Origin of the sequence: Colwellia sp. BRX10-9 (assembly GCF_014077405.1) — a bacterium.
Lineage (GTDB): Bacteria > Pseudomonadota > Gammaproteobacteria > Enterobacterales > Alteromonadaceae > Colwellia_A.
In genome coordinates this window covers 60,229-75,277 of the sequence record NZ_JACGVV010000022.1, presented here as the reverse complement: position 1 = coordinate 75,277, position 15,049 = coordinate 60,229, and the positions used below count along the sequence as shown (strand labels likewise).

16 protein-coding genes are annotated in these 15,049 nt (G+C 39.1%); 5 read left to right on the top strand and 11 right to left on the bottom strand.

What is annotated here, in order from left to right:
- Nucleotides 1–464: 464 nt before the first annotated feature.
- Complete coding sequence (locus H4J69_RS13315; RefSeq protein WP_182217472.1) at nucleotides 465–1,004, top strand: gamma carbonic anhydrase family protein; 540 nt, start codon at nucleotides 465–467, stop codon at nucleotides 1,002–1,004.
- A gap of 15 nt (nucleotides 1,005–1,019) precedes the next feature.
- On the opposite strand, the gene H4J69_RS13310 is transcribed toward H4J69_RS13315, so the two are convergent.
- The 11 genes from H4J69_RS13310 to H4J69_RS13260 form a co-directional block, all read right to left on the bottom strand.
- The gene (locus tag H4J69_RS13310; protein ID WP_182204140.1) at nucleotides 1,020–1,247 is read right to left on the bottom strand and encodes a hypothetical protein; all 228 of its coding nucleotides are present in this window, start codon (nucleotides 1,245–1,247) and stop codon (nucleotides 1,020–1,022) included.
- A gap of 1 nt (nucleotide 1,248) precedes the next feature.
- On the bottom strand, nucleotides 1,249–2,055 hold the full coding sequence (aroE, locus tag H4J69_RS13305) for a shikimate dehydrogenase (protein ID WP_182222575.1): 807 nt from the start codon (nucleotides 2,053–2,055) through the stop codon (nucleotides 1,249–1,251).
- A 135-nt stretch (nucleotides 2,056–2,190) separates the two neighbouring features.
- Nucleotides 2,191–2,889, bottom strand: coding sequence for an OmpW family protein (locus H4J69_RS13300; RefSeq protein WP_182244938.1), 699 nt, complete (start codon nucleotides 2,887–2,889; stop codon nucleotides 2,191–2,193).
- Nucleotides 2,890–3,167: 278 nt separating this feature from the next.
- The gene (gene hemF, locus H4J69_RS13295; RefSeq protein ID WP_182175890.1) at nucleotides 3,168–4,079 is read right to left on the bottom strand and encodes an oxygen-dependent coproporphyrinogen oxidase; all 912 of its coding nucleotides are present in this window, start codon (nucleotides 4,077–4,079) and stop codon (nucleotides 3,168–3,170) included.
- Nucleotides 4,076–4,624, bottom strand: coding sequence for a Sua5/YciO/YrdC/YwlC family protein (locus tag H4J69_RS13290; protein ID WP_182244939.1), 549 nt, complete (start codon nucleotides 4,622–4,624; stop codon nucleotides 4,076–4,078). Before H4J69_RS13290 ends, hemF begins: the two co-directional genes overlap by 4 nt.
- 119 nt (nucleotides 4,625–4,743) lie before the next feature.
- A complete protein-coding gene (locus H4J69_RS13285; RefSeq protein ID WP_182222573.1) occupies nucleotides 4,744–6,369 on the bottom strand; it encodes an acyl-CoA synthetase in 1,626 nt (541 codons plus the stop codon).
- 254 nt (nucleotides 6,370–6,623) lie between these two features.
- Nucleotides 6,624–7,127: a 5-(carboxyamino)imidazole ribonucleotide mutase gene (gene purE, locus H4J69_RS13280; protein ID WP_070375268.1), complete on the bottom strand. Its 504-nt coding sequence runs from the start codon at nucleotides 7,125–7,127 to the stop codon at nucleotides 6,624–6,626.
- 38 nt (nucleotides 7,128–7,165) lie between these two features.
- Complete coding sequence (locus H4J69_RS13275) at nucleotides 7,166–7,741, bottom strand: topoisomerase DNA-binding C4 zinc finger domain-containing protein (RefSeq protein ID WP_182230297.1); 576 nt, start codon at nucleotides 7,739–7,741, stop codon at nucleotides 7,166–7,168.
- Nucleotides 7,742–7,816: 75 nt separating this feature from the next.
- Nucleotides 7,817–8,290 (bottom strand): DUF494 family protein, encoded by a 474-nt coding sequence (locus H4J69_RS13270; RefSeq protein WP_070375270.1) that lies wholly within the window; start codon nucleotides 8,288–8,290, stop codon nucleotides 7,817–7,819.
- 9 nt (nucleotides 8,291–8,299) lie between these two features.
- On the bottom strand, nucleotides 8,300–9,457 hold the full coding sequence (gene dprA, locus H4J69_RS13265) for a DNA-processing protein DprA (RefSeq protein WP_310733608.1): 1,158 nt from the start codon (nucleotides 9,455–9,457) through the stop codon (nucleotides 8,300–8,302).
- A gap of 57 nt (nucleotides 9,458–9,514) precedes the next feature.
- Nucleotides 9,515–10,612: a LysM peptidoglycan-binding domain-containing protein gene (locus H4J69_RS13260; protein ID WP_182217480.1), complete on the bottom strand. Its 1,098-nt coding sequence runs from the start codon at nucleotides 10,610–10,612 to the stop codon at nucleotides 9,515–9,517.
- A gap of 124 nt (nucleotides 10,613–10,736) precedes the next feature.
- On the opposite strand from H4J69_RS13260, the gene def reads away from it, so the two are divergent.
- From def to trkA, 4 genes are read left to right on the top strand one after another with little or no spacing between them, the layout of a single operon-like run.
- The gene (def, locus tag H4J69_RS13255; protein ID WP_070375272.1) at nucleotides 10,737–11,246 is read left to right on the top strand and encodes a peptide deformylase; all 510 of its coding nucleotides are present in this window, start codon (nucleotides 10,737–10,739) and stop codon (nucleotides 11,244–11,246) included.
- Between the two features lie 35 nt (nucleotides 11,247–11,281).
- Nucleotides 11,282–12,274, top strand: a complete 993-nt coding sequence (gene fmt / locus H4J69_RS13250; protein ID WP_182230298.1) for a methionyl-tRNA formyltransferase — start codon at nucleotides 11,282–11,284, stop codon at nucleotides 12,272–12,274.
- Nucleotides 12,274–13,575, top strand: coding sequence for a 16S rRNA (cytosine(967)-C(5))-methyltransferase RsmB (gene rsmB, locus H4J69_RS13245; protein ID WP_182222571.1), 1,302 nt, complete (start codon nucleotides 12,274–12,276; stop codon nucleotides 13,573–13,575). The genes fmt and rsmB overlap by 1 nt, the downstream gene beginning before the upstream one ends.
- 54 nt (nucleotides 13,576–13,629) lie before the next feature.
- Complete coding sequence (gene trkA, locus H4J69_RS13240) at nucleotides 13,630–15,009, top strand: Trk system potassium transporter TrkA (protein WP_070375275.1); 1,380 nt, start codon at nucleotides 13,630–13,632, stop codon at nucleotides 15,007–15,009.
- Nucleotides 15,010–15,049 lie beyond the last annotated feature (40 nt).

Sequence of the window (15,049 nt, the reverse complement as noted above, 5' to 3'; positions counted from 1 at the left end):
TGCCTGAAGCGAGATGCGCATGATACGCTTCTCAGTTTTGATGTCAACGTTTTATTTAATTTAATTTGAAGTTTCTTTTCGAAGATTCAAACCTTATCTATAAAACGTTAAGTTAACTACTTTACCCTAAAGTGATGTAGATAACTTATCAAAACAGCTCTTTCGTGGTTCGTTTTGACTGAACCCCTTGGAACTGGAGCGCATTCTAGAGATTTCTCGCTGGGCGTCAACCCTTTTTTGCAATAAGTTTGAAATAAACGTTTGTTCGCTTAATTAACGTACAGGCCACGTTTTTATTGAGGTTTATTCGACCGAATACCACATTTATTAACCACACTTCTATTAGCTGATACTCTTTCGTTAAACTAAACATTTATATTAATACAGTTTATAACTGATATTTTTTCAACCTTTAGTCGATATTTGCTAATATTAATGCACAAGTTCACAACCTAATTCTCATTATGAATAAAACTATATTACGTAGCTACAATAAAATCACACCAAAATTGGGCCAAAAGGTCTATATTGATGAGTCTGCTGTACTCGTTGGAGATATATCTATGGGTGACGATGTCAGTATTTGGCCTTTGGTCGCCGCTAGGGGTGACGTTAATACTATTAGCATTGGCAATAGAACCAATATCCAAGATGGTACGGTATTGCATGTAACCCGTAAAAGCGCAGGTAATCCAACAGGCAATCCTCTCATTATAGGTGAAGATGTTACCGTTGGTCACAAGTGCATGCTACATGGTTGCACGTTAGGAGATCGTATACTTGTTGGTATGGGGGCAATCATTATGGATGGCGCGATTATTGAAAGTGACGTTTTTATTGGTGCAGGTTCTTTGGTGCCTCCTCATAAAACGTTAGAGAGTGGTTACCTATATGTAGGTAACCCGGTAAAACAAGTGAGATTACTAAAAGAAAGTGAGCAAGCATTTCTTAGTCAGTCTGCGATTAATTATGTTGAGCTTAAGAATGAGTACCTTGCTCAATAATAATTTATTAGCCCGTTACTTATAGTACAGCTCTATTCGACTTTCAGGGAGTGGCTCATTATCGTCGAGCCACTCTTCAACGATTTCTTCTAAATCAAATTTCAATGCATCACTCATTACATTATGCTTTGTACACTTAATAAGAATATTAATACGCTCACCAGAGAGTAATCCACTAAAGATCCAGCCCTGTTGGTTGTTATCATAAGTTATATCATCGTTGAAGATTATTTGTTGATTCATCTTAATCCTCTTTTCTTAGCCTATTTAGCACCGATGCGGTTTCAGGTGAAACATTTCGCCAAGTTCTAAAACTTTCGGCGGCTTGTTCTACCAACATACCTAAACCATCAATAACATTACTTGCGCCATTGGCTTTCGCCCAAGCTAAAAATGGACTAAGTTCTTTACCATAAACCATATCGTAACAGTCGGTATTAGCAATAAGCTCTTTTGATAACGGTGGAATTTTCCCCGTTAAGCTTGCCGATGTTGCATTGATAATAAGGTCAAACTTTTCTGCTCCCAGAGCATCGAACCCTGTAGCCGTTAATTTATTGTTGTTAAACTTTTTAATCAGCTCTTCGGCTTTACTAACTGTTCTATTGGCGATAACAATTTTCTGTGGTCCTTGTGCTAATAAAGGTAAAATCACGCCTTTAGCGGCACCACCAGCACCAAGTAATAATATACGACTATTTTTTAATAATATTTTATGATTAAGGAGGTCTTGTACAAGCCCTTCACCATCGGTGTTATCGCCAAATATTTTACCACCCGCAAACGTTAAGGTATTTACCGCGCCGGCAAGTTGAGCCCGCTCGGTTAATTTATCGCATAATGCCATCGCTTGTTCTTTAAAAGGAGCGGTAATGTTGGCACCTTTAGCGCCACTATGCATAAAAGTAATGATTGTTTGTTCAAATAGCTCTAGTGCTACATATTCACTTTGGTAGTTAAGCTGCTGCTGAGTTTGCTGCGCAAAAGATTGGTGAATGATGGGCGAACGTGATTGTTTGATAGGGTTACCAAAGACGCGATATTGATCCATAGAAAGCACTGGGTAATAAATTATACTTAAGGTTATCGTAATAAAGGCATGATGAATATAAAAAAAGCAGTTACCTTTATATAAAAGATGACTGCCTTAAAAGGGTGTTGTTAAGAGTTTGTGTTATTAATAATACTAAAACTTATAACCCAACATGATTGAATAAACCATAGGGTCAATTTCTACTGACGCAGACCCTTTAATATCACCAATTTTGAAGGAGGCATCGGCATTAATATCAATATAGCGAGCGGAAGCATTTACGTGCCACTTATCATTTATTAAGTAATCGGCGCCCACTTGAAACGATAAGCCTAATGAGCCATCAAGCTCTAAATCATTAAAACCTAAAGATTCAGGTGTACTTTTAAAACTTTCATCAAAAAATATGGTGTAATTTATGCCAACACCCACATAAGGTTTAATGTTCGATGCACTGTTAAAGTAATAAAGTGCACTAATTGTGGGTGGTAACTGTGTGACTTCCGCTAATGTCGCACCATCGACGTTCGCACCAAACAGTCCGGCAGAGATACGTTGTTGATCGTGAATAATGACATCATGGGCGAATGGTGTTGCAGCTAAAACTTCTATTGCCCAATTGTTATCATAGAAATAAATAAAATTTAAGCCAAGTTGAGTATTGTCATCAACAGAAAGAGATAATGGCGTGTTACCTCCTAATGCTTCAACAAAAACCCCTGACTTACCGCTATCTGGGTTAACCATAGTCGCACCACCACGGAAAACAAAATCTCCGGTTTTATAATCTTCAGCAAAGGCAGTTACAGAAAGAGAAGCTAAAACAGCTAAAGTAAGTAAACGTTTTTTCATGTGCAAAGTCCCTGTTTATTTTGTGGGTATTTAATGAAACGGATTCTATAGAGACTTAAAAATAAAAACATGACCTAGCGCAATAAAATTGCGTTGTTTTAACTTTTATTTAAACATTTTACAAATAGAGGGGAGTAGAGGTAAATAACAGTGGCAAGTAAGCTTGGTGACGAAAATATAAAACAGCTAATGTCATTGACAGAAACACGAGAAGCTTTACGCTTCTCGTTCAATCGGCGTTCAAAAAAATCTAGCTGAAGTATTATAAATGATAATAATTATTGAGCTAACCAGTCTTGCGGTACTAAGTACTGAGCCAGTTCAGCTTCTTGACTTGTTGGATCGGGCTGATAATTATATTCCCAACGAGCAAGTGGCGGCATCGACATTAATATCGATTCTGTACGCCCACCTGACTGCAAACCAAATAAGGTTCCTCGGTCAAAGACTAAGTTAAACTCAACATAACGGCCACGGCGATATAATTGAAATTGACGTTGTTGCTCAGAGAATTCAATGTGCTTTCTTTTTTCGATAATCGGAACATAAGCGTCAACAAAGCCTTGCCCAACAGCTTTAATATAATTTAAGCAAGTATCAAAATCCCATTGATTCAAATCATCAAAAAATAAACCACCAACACCACGCGTTTCATCTCGATGTTTTAAATAAAAATATTCATCGCACCATTTTTTATGCTCATTATAAACATTTTCACCAAAAGGCTGACAAAGTGATTTAGCCGTTTGGTGCCAATGAACAACATCTTCTTTTATAGGATAAAAAGGGGTTAAATCAAAACCACCACCAAACCACCACACAGGTTCCTCACCTTCTTTCTCAGCGATAAAAAATCGTACATTAGCGTGTGACGTTGGAATATAAGGATTTTTAGGGTGAATAACTAATGAAACACCACAGGCTCGCCAGGTTCTACCGGCTAGTTCAGGTCGATGAGCACTCGCTGATGGAGGTAACTTATCACCAGAGACTTCTGAAAAGTTTACACCACCTTGTTCAATAACAGTCCCGTCGGTTAATACTCGAGTACGGCCACCACCGCCTTCAGCGCGTATCCAGTTATCTTCAACGAACTGCCCACTTCCGTCGGCGGCTTCTAATGCTGAACAAATATTGTCTTGCAGTGATTTTAAAAATTCAATGACTGTTTCTATGCTTACTTGGCTCATGCTCGAATTGTCTCTCCGGTCAGTGCATCAATTATTCTTGAAGGTTGAGTATACCCTAAAGTACTACCTTTTATGATGAAATCGATTTCAGCTGACAAAGTTTCTTCAACGTCTTGCCAAGTTCTTGCCGGCTCCTCCCCTGATAGGTTAGCACTGGTAGAAACAATCGGTTTATTTACCTTGTTGCATAGCGCTACTACATCAGGTTGGCTAGTCAATCGAACGGCTATGGTGGAAAATTTTCCAGTAAGTAGCCGATGGGTATTGCTATTTTTTGGCAATAATTGAGTAATACCGTTAGGCCAGCGAGAAAGTATACTCAAGCGTTTATCTTGCGGTATTTTACTGTCATCAATATAAGGGAGTAATTGAGAGTAGTTAGCCGCTAGTAAAATGAGGCCCTTTTCTGGAGAGCGTTTTTTAATGCTAAGTAATTTTTCAATTGCGAGTAAATTATCTGGATCGCAACCTAGGCCAAAAACAGCTTCGGTTGGATAAGCAATAATACCACCTTGGCTGTAAGCCTCTTCGGCAGAAGTCATCATAAATAATAATGGAAAATTAAAGGATTATTTTATGATTATACGGCGTTTATCTAACAGATAAAATAAGTGTTTAATTTCAGATAAAAATAATTTTATCGCCAAAATTAAACACTTGATAGTTATGAGAGGCTTTTTACTTTTTCACGTAAAATAAACTTCTGCACTTTACCTGTCGACGTTTTTGGTAAATCACTAAACACAATTGTCTTAGGGGCTTTAAATGTAGCCATATGTTCTCGACAAAAACTGATGATATCTTGCTCTGTAGCGCTGCGGCCTCGCTTTAATGAAACAAAGGCACATGGAGTTTCCCCCCATTTCTCATCGCTTTTAGCGACAACGGCTGCCTCTAATATGTCAGGGTGTTGATATAAAATACTTTCGACTTCTACTGAAGATATATTTTCTCCACCTGAAATAATAATATCTTTAGAACGATCTCTTATTTCAATATAACCATCAGGATGCTTAACGGCTAAATCACCAGAATGGAACCAGCCATGTTTAAATGCTTCATTGGTCGCTTTCTCATTTTTTAGATAACCTTTCATCATACTATTACCACGAAACATAATTTCACCAACCGTTTCAGCATTACAAGGGACGGGCTGCATAGTTTCAGGGTCTAATACATCGACTTCTTCTTGTGTAGGATAGCGTACACCTTGACGTGCTTTTAACGCTGCTCGTTCATCATCGCTTTTATCATTCCATTCATCTTTCCACTCACTTACCACACAAGGCCCATAAACTTCAGTTAAACCATAGCCTTGGGTAATATCAAACCCCATTGCTTCCATCCCTTTAATAACGGATGGTGGTGGCGGAGCCCCCGCGGTCATGATATTTATGCCACGTGGTACTTTTGCCAGTAACTTTTGGTCTGCATTTAAAATCATATTTAAGACGATTGGCGCACCACAAAAATGGCTGACCTTATGTTCAATTAAACTTTCAATGATTGCGCCAACTTCTACCTGCCTTAAACAAACTTGTGTTCCACCCACAGCAACAACAGTCCATGGAAAACACCAACCATTACAATGGAACATTGGCAGTGTCCATAGGTACACTGAGTTATTGCCTAATGGCCAGATCATGTTGTTACCCAGCGAATTTAAATAAGCGCCGCGATGTGAATAGACCACACCTTTTGGGTTACCCGTTGTCCCTGAAGTATAATTTAACGCCAGCGCTTGCCATTCATCATGAATTAAATTTCCGGTGAAATTTTCATTACCTTCGGCAAGTAAGTCTTGATACTCAACAGAACCTAAACGTTCACCGCCTTCACTCATTACATCGTCGATATCAATAATCAGCGGTTGACGTGAACATAAGGTTAGTGCTTTTTTTACCACACAAGAAAATGCCGTATCGGTTAAGAGTACATCACATTCGCCATGGTCGAAAAGAAAAGCAATACTTTCAGCGTCTAAACGAATGTTTATAGAATGTAATACTGCACCCGTTAACGGCACACCATAATGGGCGTCTAGAAAGGCAGGAATATTAGCCGCCATGATGGCTACTGTATTACCGGGCTTAACACCGCGTTGCATTAATGCAGAGGCTAAGCGTCTAACATTATTACGATATTCACGATAAGTAATTTTTTGTTTACCATGAATGATGGCAACGCGTTCAGGATGTACGTCGGCGGTTCGATTTAAAAAGTTAATCGGTGTTAAAGGCTGGCTATTGGCTGCAACTTTGTCTAAGCCTTGGTCATAAATATTGTTCATCGACTTTCCTCATTATATTACGGTGCTGGTAGCTATTTAGTGCTACTTAACTTCTGCACTTACTGAGGATAGTTTACGCCTATTATTGCGTATAAAAATTATCCTTTGGTCTAATGGGGGAATTGGGGTATTCACATTCGATCGCAGTAAATATCTAGCGGAATATTTATATTTTAGCTAAACAAAAATATCAGGGTAAATTTTGGACATAAAAAAACCAGCAAGTAGCTGGTTTCTCAAATAACACATAAAATTTATGTTAATTTTTCTTGCATCGCTTCATCTTTTGCAAGTAAAGCAATAACATTAGCAGCGCGTTCTGCTTTTACTTTTTCTGCAATAGACGGATCAGCAACACCTAATATTTGTGCGGCTAAATAACCCGCATTTTTTGCACCAGCTTTACCAATAGCAACTGTTGCAACCGGTATTCCACCAGGCATCATAACCGTTGAAAGTAAGGCATCATGACCTTGTAATGGTCCGTTATCAATTGGAACACCAATAACTGGACGTGTGGTCATTCCTGCAACAGCACCAGCTAAATGAGCCGCTAAACCTGCAGCACATATAAAGACTTTACAGCCACGTTCTTCGGCATCTTTTACGTAAGCTTTAGCAGCATCAGGGGTTCTATGTGCTGAACGAACACGTACTTCATGTTCAATACCAAATGTTTTTAAAACGCTGATGGTTGCTTGCATAACAGGTAGGTCAGAATCTGAACCCATTAAAATTGCAACAAAAGTTGATGACATTTTGTCTCTCCAGAAGTTTAGTTAAATAATTGCGCGTATTATATCTCTTTACGCTTATAGGTGCATTTCTTTTCTGGACAGATTATGACGTTACCACTCGCCATTTTACGCTTCACTAATATCGGCCAATGGCATTCAGGGCAATTTTCAGCAACGGGTGGATAATTAAGGACATACTTGCATTTAGGATATTGTTCACAAGAATAAAATGTTTTTCCATAGCGATTGGTACGCTCAATTAATTCGGCTTGCTTACCCTTTTTCTGGCACTGTGGGCAAGCTACGCCAACGTCTTCTTGACCACTAGTATCTTCAATATGATGGCATTGGGGATAATTGGAACAACCGATAAACATTCCATATCGCCCTTGTTTAACCGCAAGTTCATGTTGGCACTCTGGGCATTCAGTTCCAGCTAAAATTTTATCTTCGACACGTTCGTGTTCAACAACTGGACGAGTGAAATCGCAGGCAGGATAGGAAGCACAACCAAAAAACTTTCCCGACTTACTATTCTTTATAACAATTTCACTGCCACATTCTGGGCACACTTCATACGCTTTTTCTAAAGCATGTTCGTTCTGTGAAAATAAGGGTTTATCAGAATTAGGCATAATGCAATCACTAGAATATTGTTAACGTTATTATGCCACGATTAGCCAAACTTAAGCGAGTTATACGATTGACACTTAATGTAATGGACCTTCTTGCTCATCAAAAATAAGATCTTCCATTTGCGAGTAAGCATTTTCTTTACCTGGCACGTTAAATAACACCATAAGTACCACCCACTTTAAATCATCAATCGAGAAGAACTTAGTATCTAACTCCATCACGCGGTCAATAACCATTTCTCGTGTGGTAAAATCTAGGACATTCACTTGCTCTAAAAATAAAAGAAAACCTCGACACTCAACATCAAGTAATTGCATTTCATCATCAACATAGACACGTACTGAGCGACGCCCTACTCGCGTTAAATACGGATAAGCATCGGTGTCTTGAAGTGCTGCTAGCTTTTCTAACCAACTTAGCGCTTTATATATTTCGTCTTGATGAAAACCTGCTCGGGTAAGTTCATCCGTTAATGACTCATGATCCACCATGATTTCGGCTTCACTATGTATATAGTTTTCAAAAAGATACATCAGTATATCAAACATAATTAGCCCCTATTTTACTCTTAGGTAACCCCCTGGAACCGTAGCAACCAGACCTTTAAGCTCTAACATTGTTAACCGAGTTAGTACGACATCTATCGGTAATTTGCTTCGTGAAACCACCATATCTACGGGGGTGATTTCATAACCCACACTAGCTAACAATGAATCGTTAAACAAGTGTTGTTTTTGACTTTTTTCTAAGCGTTGTTCTTTCTCTTTGTTTATCGTTAAGTGTAGACCTCTTTGTGGCAGTAGATCTAATTCATCAACTATATCGGCAATATTATCGACAAGTTTAGCACCTTGTTTAATCAGCCAGTGACACCCTTTAGCTTGTGGGTTATTAATGGTACTTGGGATAGCAAACACGTCACGATTTTGTTCTATGGCGCAACGAGCGGTTACCAAAGAGCCACTTTTAATAGTGGCTTCAACCACCAGCACCCCCACACTTAAACCACTAATCAATCTATTTCGTTTGGGGAAATAACCTGGCTTAGGTGGGGTGTTTGGAGGAAATTCACTGATAATAGCACCGTCATTGTCTAGAATGTTTTTTGCTAATAATCTATGTCTTGCTGGATAGACCTGATCTAAACCGGTCGCGACAACCGCGATGGTTTTACCTCCTGCCGATAACGTTCCCTGGTGAGCGGCGCCATCTATACCTAGCGCTAAACCACTCGTGACCACTAATCCAGCATTTGCTAACTGTTGTGCAAATTTAAACGCATTCTCTCGACCATTAATACTGGCATCTCGGCTACCGACCATGGCAATTTGCATTTGGTTTAATAGGCTAATATTTCCTTGGGCAAATAAAACCAATGGCGGATCATAAATTTGCTTTAACTGTGAAGGGTAACGAGAGTCAACAAAAGGAATAATGGCACTAATACATCGTTCAGTGGCGGCAATAATTTCAGAAATTCTTTGCCAATCAGGAGATCTAATCGCCGCTATCTGTTTTTGAGTAAGGTTTAATGATGACAGTTCTTGTGAGGAATGAAAAAGCTGCTCTACCCCAAAGAGTTCAACAAGTCTTAATTTTTTATCGATAGCTAGGCGTGGTATAAGCTTAAGCGCCAGCCAAAAGTGACTCGCGCTTTTCTTTTTATACTCATCACCCTGTTGAGGGATAACAGCTAAATTATACTTTATTGTCACTGTCTTCTCCCTAAGTACAGCGGTTTTACTTGTAAATTAAGATGAATTGCCTGTTGGTTAGTTTTCCACGGGTGAAGTAATAATATCTTGTAATCGAAGCGGTTTACTTGAACGCATAACGAGCGCTAAACTCACTTGCTGATACACTTTAAAAATCATCATTTCGCCAACAACCTCTTCTGGCATTTTATAATCAGAGCTCTCAACATTTGCCATACGATTCCACCGTGAAGCATCTTTGCTATACGTTGGGCCGTTACTTGTTTCAACAACACCTGGGCTGATTCGTTTTACCGAAACAATATCTCCTTGCTCAACGGCATGTTCGGCGCCACGATTAATCATTACGACGTCGAGTTTTCCAAATTCACTTAACCCACTCATACTGTTGATAATTAGTCCACGTAACGACTTAGTCGCTGGCTTTAGACTAAAAAATGACGGGTATTGTTGGTTTTCATTGACGGGCAGAATGAAATCACCGGAACGAATTTCTTCTTTAACGCCATCGACATACAAGGTAGCAGGCACTTTATTGTCAATATCACCGGTGCGTAAGACTTTTCCGGTACCTACAACACTAATGTTGTAGCCTAAAAGTTCTTGTGTTTCAGGGTCATAAATAGGCTTTTCTTTCTGATATATACCATAACCTTTGCCTAACTCTAATTCGCCGTTTACATAGAGATTAAAGCCGTCAATACTAGAGTTATAACCTTCATCACTCCCTAGTATATAAGGGAGCTTTGCAATGTCATCTTCAGATAAAATGCTACTGTAATTAATATAAGGCGCAATCACGTCCAAGGATAAACTTGAAATAGCAGATTGATCTTTTAATTTAACTCGTGCTCGGGGCGACCATTTAAGTTCAGGCTTTCCTCGCACTAACATTGGTTGCCCTTTTTCGTCAAAAACTAAACGAAGCTCGTCACCAGGATAAATTAAATGAGGATTATCAATATCAGGATTCAATCGCCACAACTTTGGCCAGAGCCAAGGCTGCTTGAGAAATATTGCTGAAATATCCCACAAAGTATCCCCCTTTTTAACAAAGTAAGATTTTGGGGCATTTTTATTTAATGTTAACTCATCAGCAGTAACCAATACTGAAAAAGATAAGCAGAGTATTAACAAAAAACTACGTATTAGCATGATAGTTCGCCTATTAAACAGATATATTAAGCTTTTAGCCTAAACCACTATTATTAATTATATTTAATAGCTAAAATTGAAACATAACACTCAATGCGATATTTCGCGAATTATTTGAATATTTATGACTATTTTAAACGTACTTAGATTTCCTGACGAACGCTTGCGCACTAAAGCGTTACCTGTAGAAGATATTAACAGTGATGTACAACAAATAATTGATGACATGTTTGAGACCATGCGAGAAGAGAACGGTGTTGGTTTAGCTGCCACCCAGGTCAATATCCATCAACGTATTGTCGTCATTAATGTTTCAGAAGACGAAGACCAGTCTTATGTCTTGATTAACCCAGAAATAATTAGCCATAGTGATACGACCGAAATCAATGAAGAAGGTTGTTTATCTGTGCCCGGTTGTTACGCAAAAGTTGACCGCTACACAGAAGTTACCGTGAAAGCGCTCGATCGTGAAGGACAAGCCTTTACCTTAAATGCAACTGAGTTACTCGCAGTTTGTATACAGCATGAATTAGATCATTTAGATGGTAAGTTATTTGTTGATTATCTATCACCATTAAAACGCCAGCGGATAAAAGCAAAACTAGAAAAAGAAGCTCGTTTAGCCAACAATTAATTATTGTTTTTATTAATATAATTCGGAATAAAACTTTGTCAAAAGCTCTTAAAATTATTTTTGCTGGCACGCCAGACTTTGCTGCACAACATCTGGCGGCGCTAATTAACTCTCATCATGAAGTGGTCGCGGTTTACTGTCCACCCGATAAACGTGCTGGACGTGGTAAAAAGCTAACCGCTTGTGCTACCAAAGAACTCGCTTTATCGCATGGTATTGTTGTTGAGCAACCAGTTAATTTTAAAGACGCTGGCGATCAAGAAAAGCTAGCCAGTTATAATGCTGATATTATGGTTGTTGTCGCTTACGGCTTATTATTGCCAATGGTTATTTTAGAAGCGCCGCGTTTAGGCTGTGTAAATGTACATGGCTCGATATTGCCAAAATGGCGTGGCGCCGCACCTATTCAACGTTCATTAGAGGCCGGTGATAAAGAAACAGGTGTGACGATTATGCAGATGGACAAAGGTTTAGATACCGGAGACATGATAGCTAAAGCAACCTGTGAAATTACTCAACAAGATACTAGCGCCACACTCTATGAAAAATTAGCCGATATCGGCCCTATTGCTTTACTAAGCACGCTTGATTTAATGGCTGAGAACAAGCATAGCGCCGAGCCCCAAGATAATAATTTAGCTAACTATGCGGCCAAACTTGATAAAGATGAAGCAGAATTAGATTGGCAATTACCCGCTGTAGAACTTCATCGTAAAGTTCGTGCTTATATACCATGGCCAGTTGCACAATTTACCTTTACTGATGAAAAAAATATCGAACATCGTATTCGGGTTTGGCAAGCCAGCTATACTGATGAGGCTCATGGTTGCCTGCCTGGAACAATAATTTCGGCAAATAAAAACGGCGTTACTGTTGCTACAACTTCAGGTTCACTGTGCTTAGAATCATTGCAATTACCCGGTAAAAAGCCAATGCCAGTGCGTGATATTTTAAACGGAAAAGCACTATGGTTTGCTGAAAACAGCCATATCAATAATTTAACTGCAAACAACATGAGTGAACAATAATGGCGACTAATATTAGAGCCCTAGCGGCAAGGTGTTGTTTTGCTGTTGTTGATAAAGGCAGAAGCCTTAGCGATGAGTTACCCAAAGCTCAAGCAAAAGTAGAAGGTAAAGATAAAGGACTTTTACAAGAACTTTGTTACGGCGTTTTACGGTATTTACCGGCACTTGAATATGACTTACGCCAGTTAATGGATAAGCCATTAAAAGGTAAACAACGGGTTGGCCACTTTCTTATTCTAGTGGGCATATATCAAGTAAAGCATACGCGCATTCCTGACCACGCGGCGGTAAGTGAAACAGTAGCAGCAACAAAACCTTTAAAGTGCGACTTTTTAAGAGGTTTAATTAATGGTGTCTTACGTAATGTTCAACGTAACCTAGCCAAAGACGATGCAGCAGAAATCGCAGCGAAGTTACCTGATCCAATAAAATATTCACACCCAAGCTGGTTTATCAAAAAGGTACAAAACGCTTACCCTGATCAATGGCAAGAAATTCTTAATGCTAATTTAGAGCGACCGCCGATGTGGTTAAGAGTCAATCAACGCCACCATAATGTGACTGAATATTTAGCTTTACTCGAGCAAGCAGAAATCCCTGTAGCACTCGTTGACGATAAATCATCAGCGATTAAACTCGTTGCTGCTGTAGATGTTAATAAGCTTCCTGGCTTTATTGATGGTTGGATCTCAGTTCAAGATGGTGCGGCTCAACAAGCCGCGATATTACTCGATACTCAAGCGGGTGACTTTGTGCTTGATTGTTGTGCTGCCCCAGGTGGTAAAACTTGCCACATTCTAGAATTAACCCCTGACTTAGCAAAAATGACGGCCATTGATATTGAAGAAAGTCGTTTATTAAGAGTAGAAGAAAACTTATCGCGCCTTAACTTATCAGCCGAGGTAATTACTGCTGATGCTGCTTCACAAGAATGGTGGGATGGACAACTTTTCGACCGTATTTTACTCGACGCCCCCTGCTCGGCTACCGGTGTAATTCGTCGCCACCCCGATATAAAATGGTTGAGAAAAGCAGAAGACATTGAAAAACTGGCAATATTGCAGCAACAAATATTAAAAAACATTTGGTCTTTACTTAAACCTGGCGGTATTTTGCTTTATGCAACCTGTAGTATTTTACCCGAAGAAAATATTCAACAGATAGAAGAGTTCTTATCTGAGAATAACAATGCTAAATTAGTACCAATAACAAATGAAAAAACCGACATAGGCTGGCAAATCTTGCCAAATGAGCAATCAATGGACGGTTTTTATTACGCTAAATTAGAAAAAACAATATAGGCTCTGATGATCTTTCAACCTTGCCGCTTAAAGACTAAAAATGAAAGTTAACTTATGAAAATAATAATAATTGGCGCAGGGCAAGTGGGCGGAACATTAGCTGAAAATCTTGTTGGTGAGCGTAACGATATTACGCTCATTGATACCAACGCAGAAACCTTGCATGAATTACAAGATAAAATGGACTTGCAAGTTGTTATTGGTAATGGCTGTCACCCTGATGTATTAAAGCAAGCGGGTGCAGAGGATGCCGAGTTGGTTATCGCGGTAAGTAGTGATGATGCAACGAATATGCTCGCCTGCCAAATTTGTTATACTTTATTTAACACCGCAAATAAAATAGCCCGAATTCGTTCATCACAAATATTACGCTACCAAAAAGAACTCTTTCAATCAAAAAACATACCCGTAGACCATGTTATTGCTCCAGAACAATTAGTTACTCGTGATATTGCGCGTTTAATTGATTACCCTGGCGCACTACAAGTCTTAGAGTTTGCCCAAGGAAAAGTCAGTTTAGTTGCCGTAAAAGCTTATTACGGGGGGTTATTGGTTGGTCATGCCCTGTCAACTTTGCGCGAGCATATTCCTAATGTTGACACACGAGTAGCGGCTATTTATCGTAACGGAAAACCTATCCGTCCGCTGGGTACTACCGTTATTGAAGCAGATGATGAAGTGTTTTTTATTGCTGCCACTATCCATATTCGTGCGGTAATGAATGAACTGCAAAAACTTGAAGCCTCATATAAAAGAATTATGATCGCTGGCGGTGGTAATATAGGCGCCGGCTTAGCTAAAATCTTAGAAAAAAATCATCAAGTTAAACTTATTGAACGTTCACCAAAGCGTGCGGAATACTTAGCCTCTGAGCTCAATGATACCTTAGTTTTTATTGGTGACTCTTCCGACCAAGAACTGTTACTCGAAGAACATATTGATCAATTCGATGTGTTTATTGCGGTCACCAACGACGATGAAGCAAATATCATGTCATCTTTGTTAGCAAAACGCTTAGGTGTACGTAAAGCGATGGTGCTAATTCAGCGAAGTGCTTATATAGATTTAGTACATGGCAGCGATATCGATATTGCCGTATCACCGCAACACGCTACTATCTCGGCATTATTGACACATGTACGCCGTGGTAGTATTGATAACGTATATAGCTTACGTGGTGGTGCTGCAGAAGCGATTGAAATTATTGCTAAAGGTGATGAAAAATCTTCAAAAGTAGTCGGTAAAACCATTCAAGCAATAAAGTTGCCGCCGGGGACCACCATTGGCGCCATTGTTAGACAGGATGAAGTGTTAATTGCTCACTCTGACACTAAGATAATGTCAGAAGATCATGTTATTCTTTTCTTAGTCAATAAACGTTATATTTATGATGTAGAGAAACTTTTCCATGTTGACGCGCTAACATTTTATTAAGATAAAAAGTGAATCTCGAGACATAAAAAACCCCAGATTT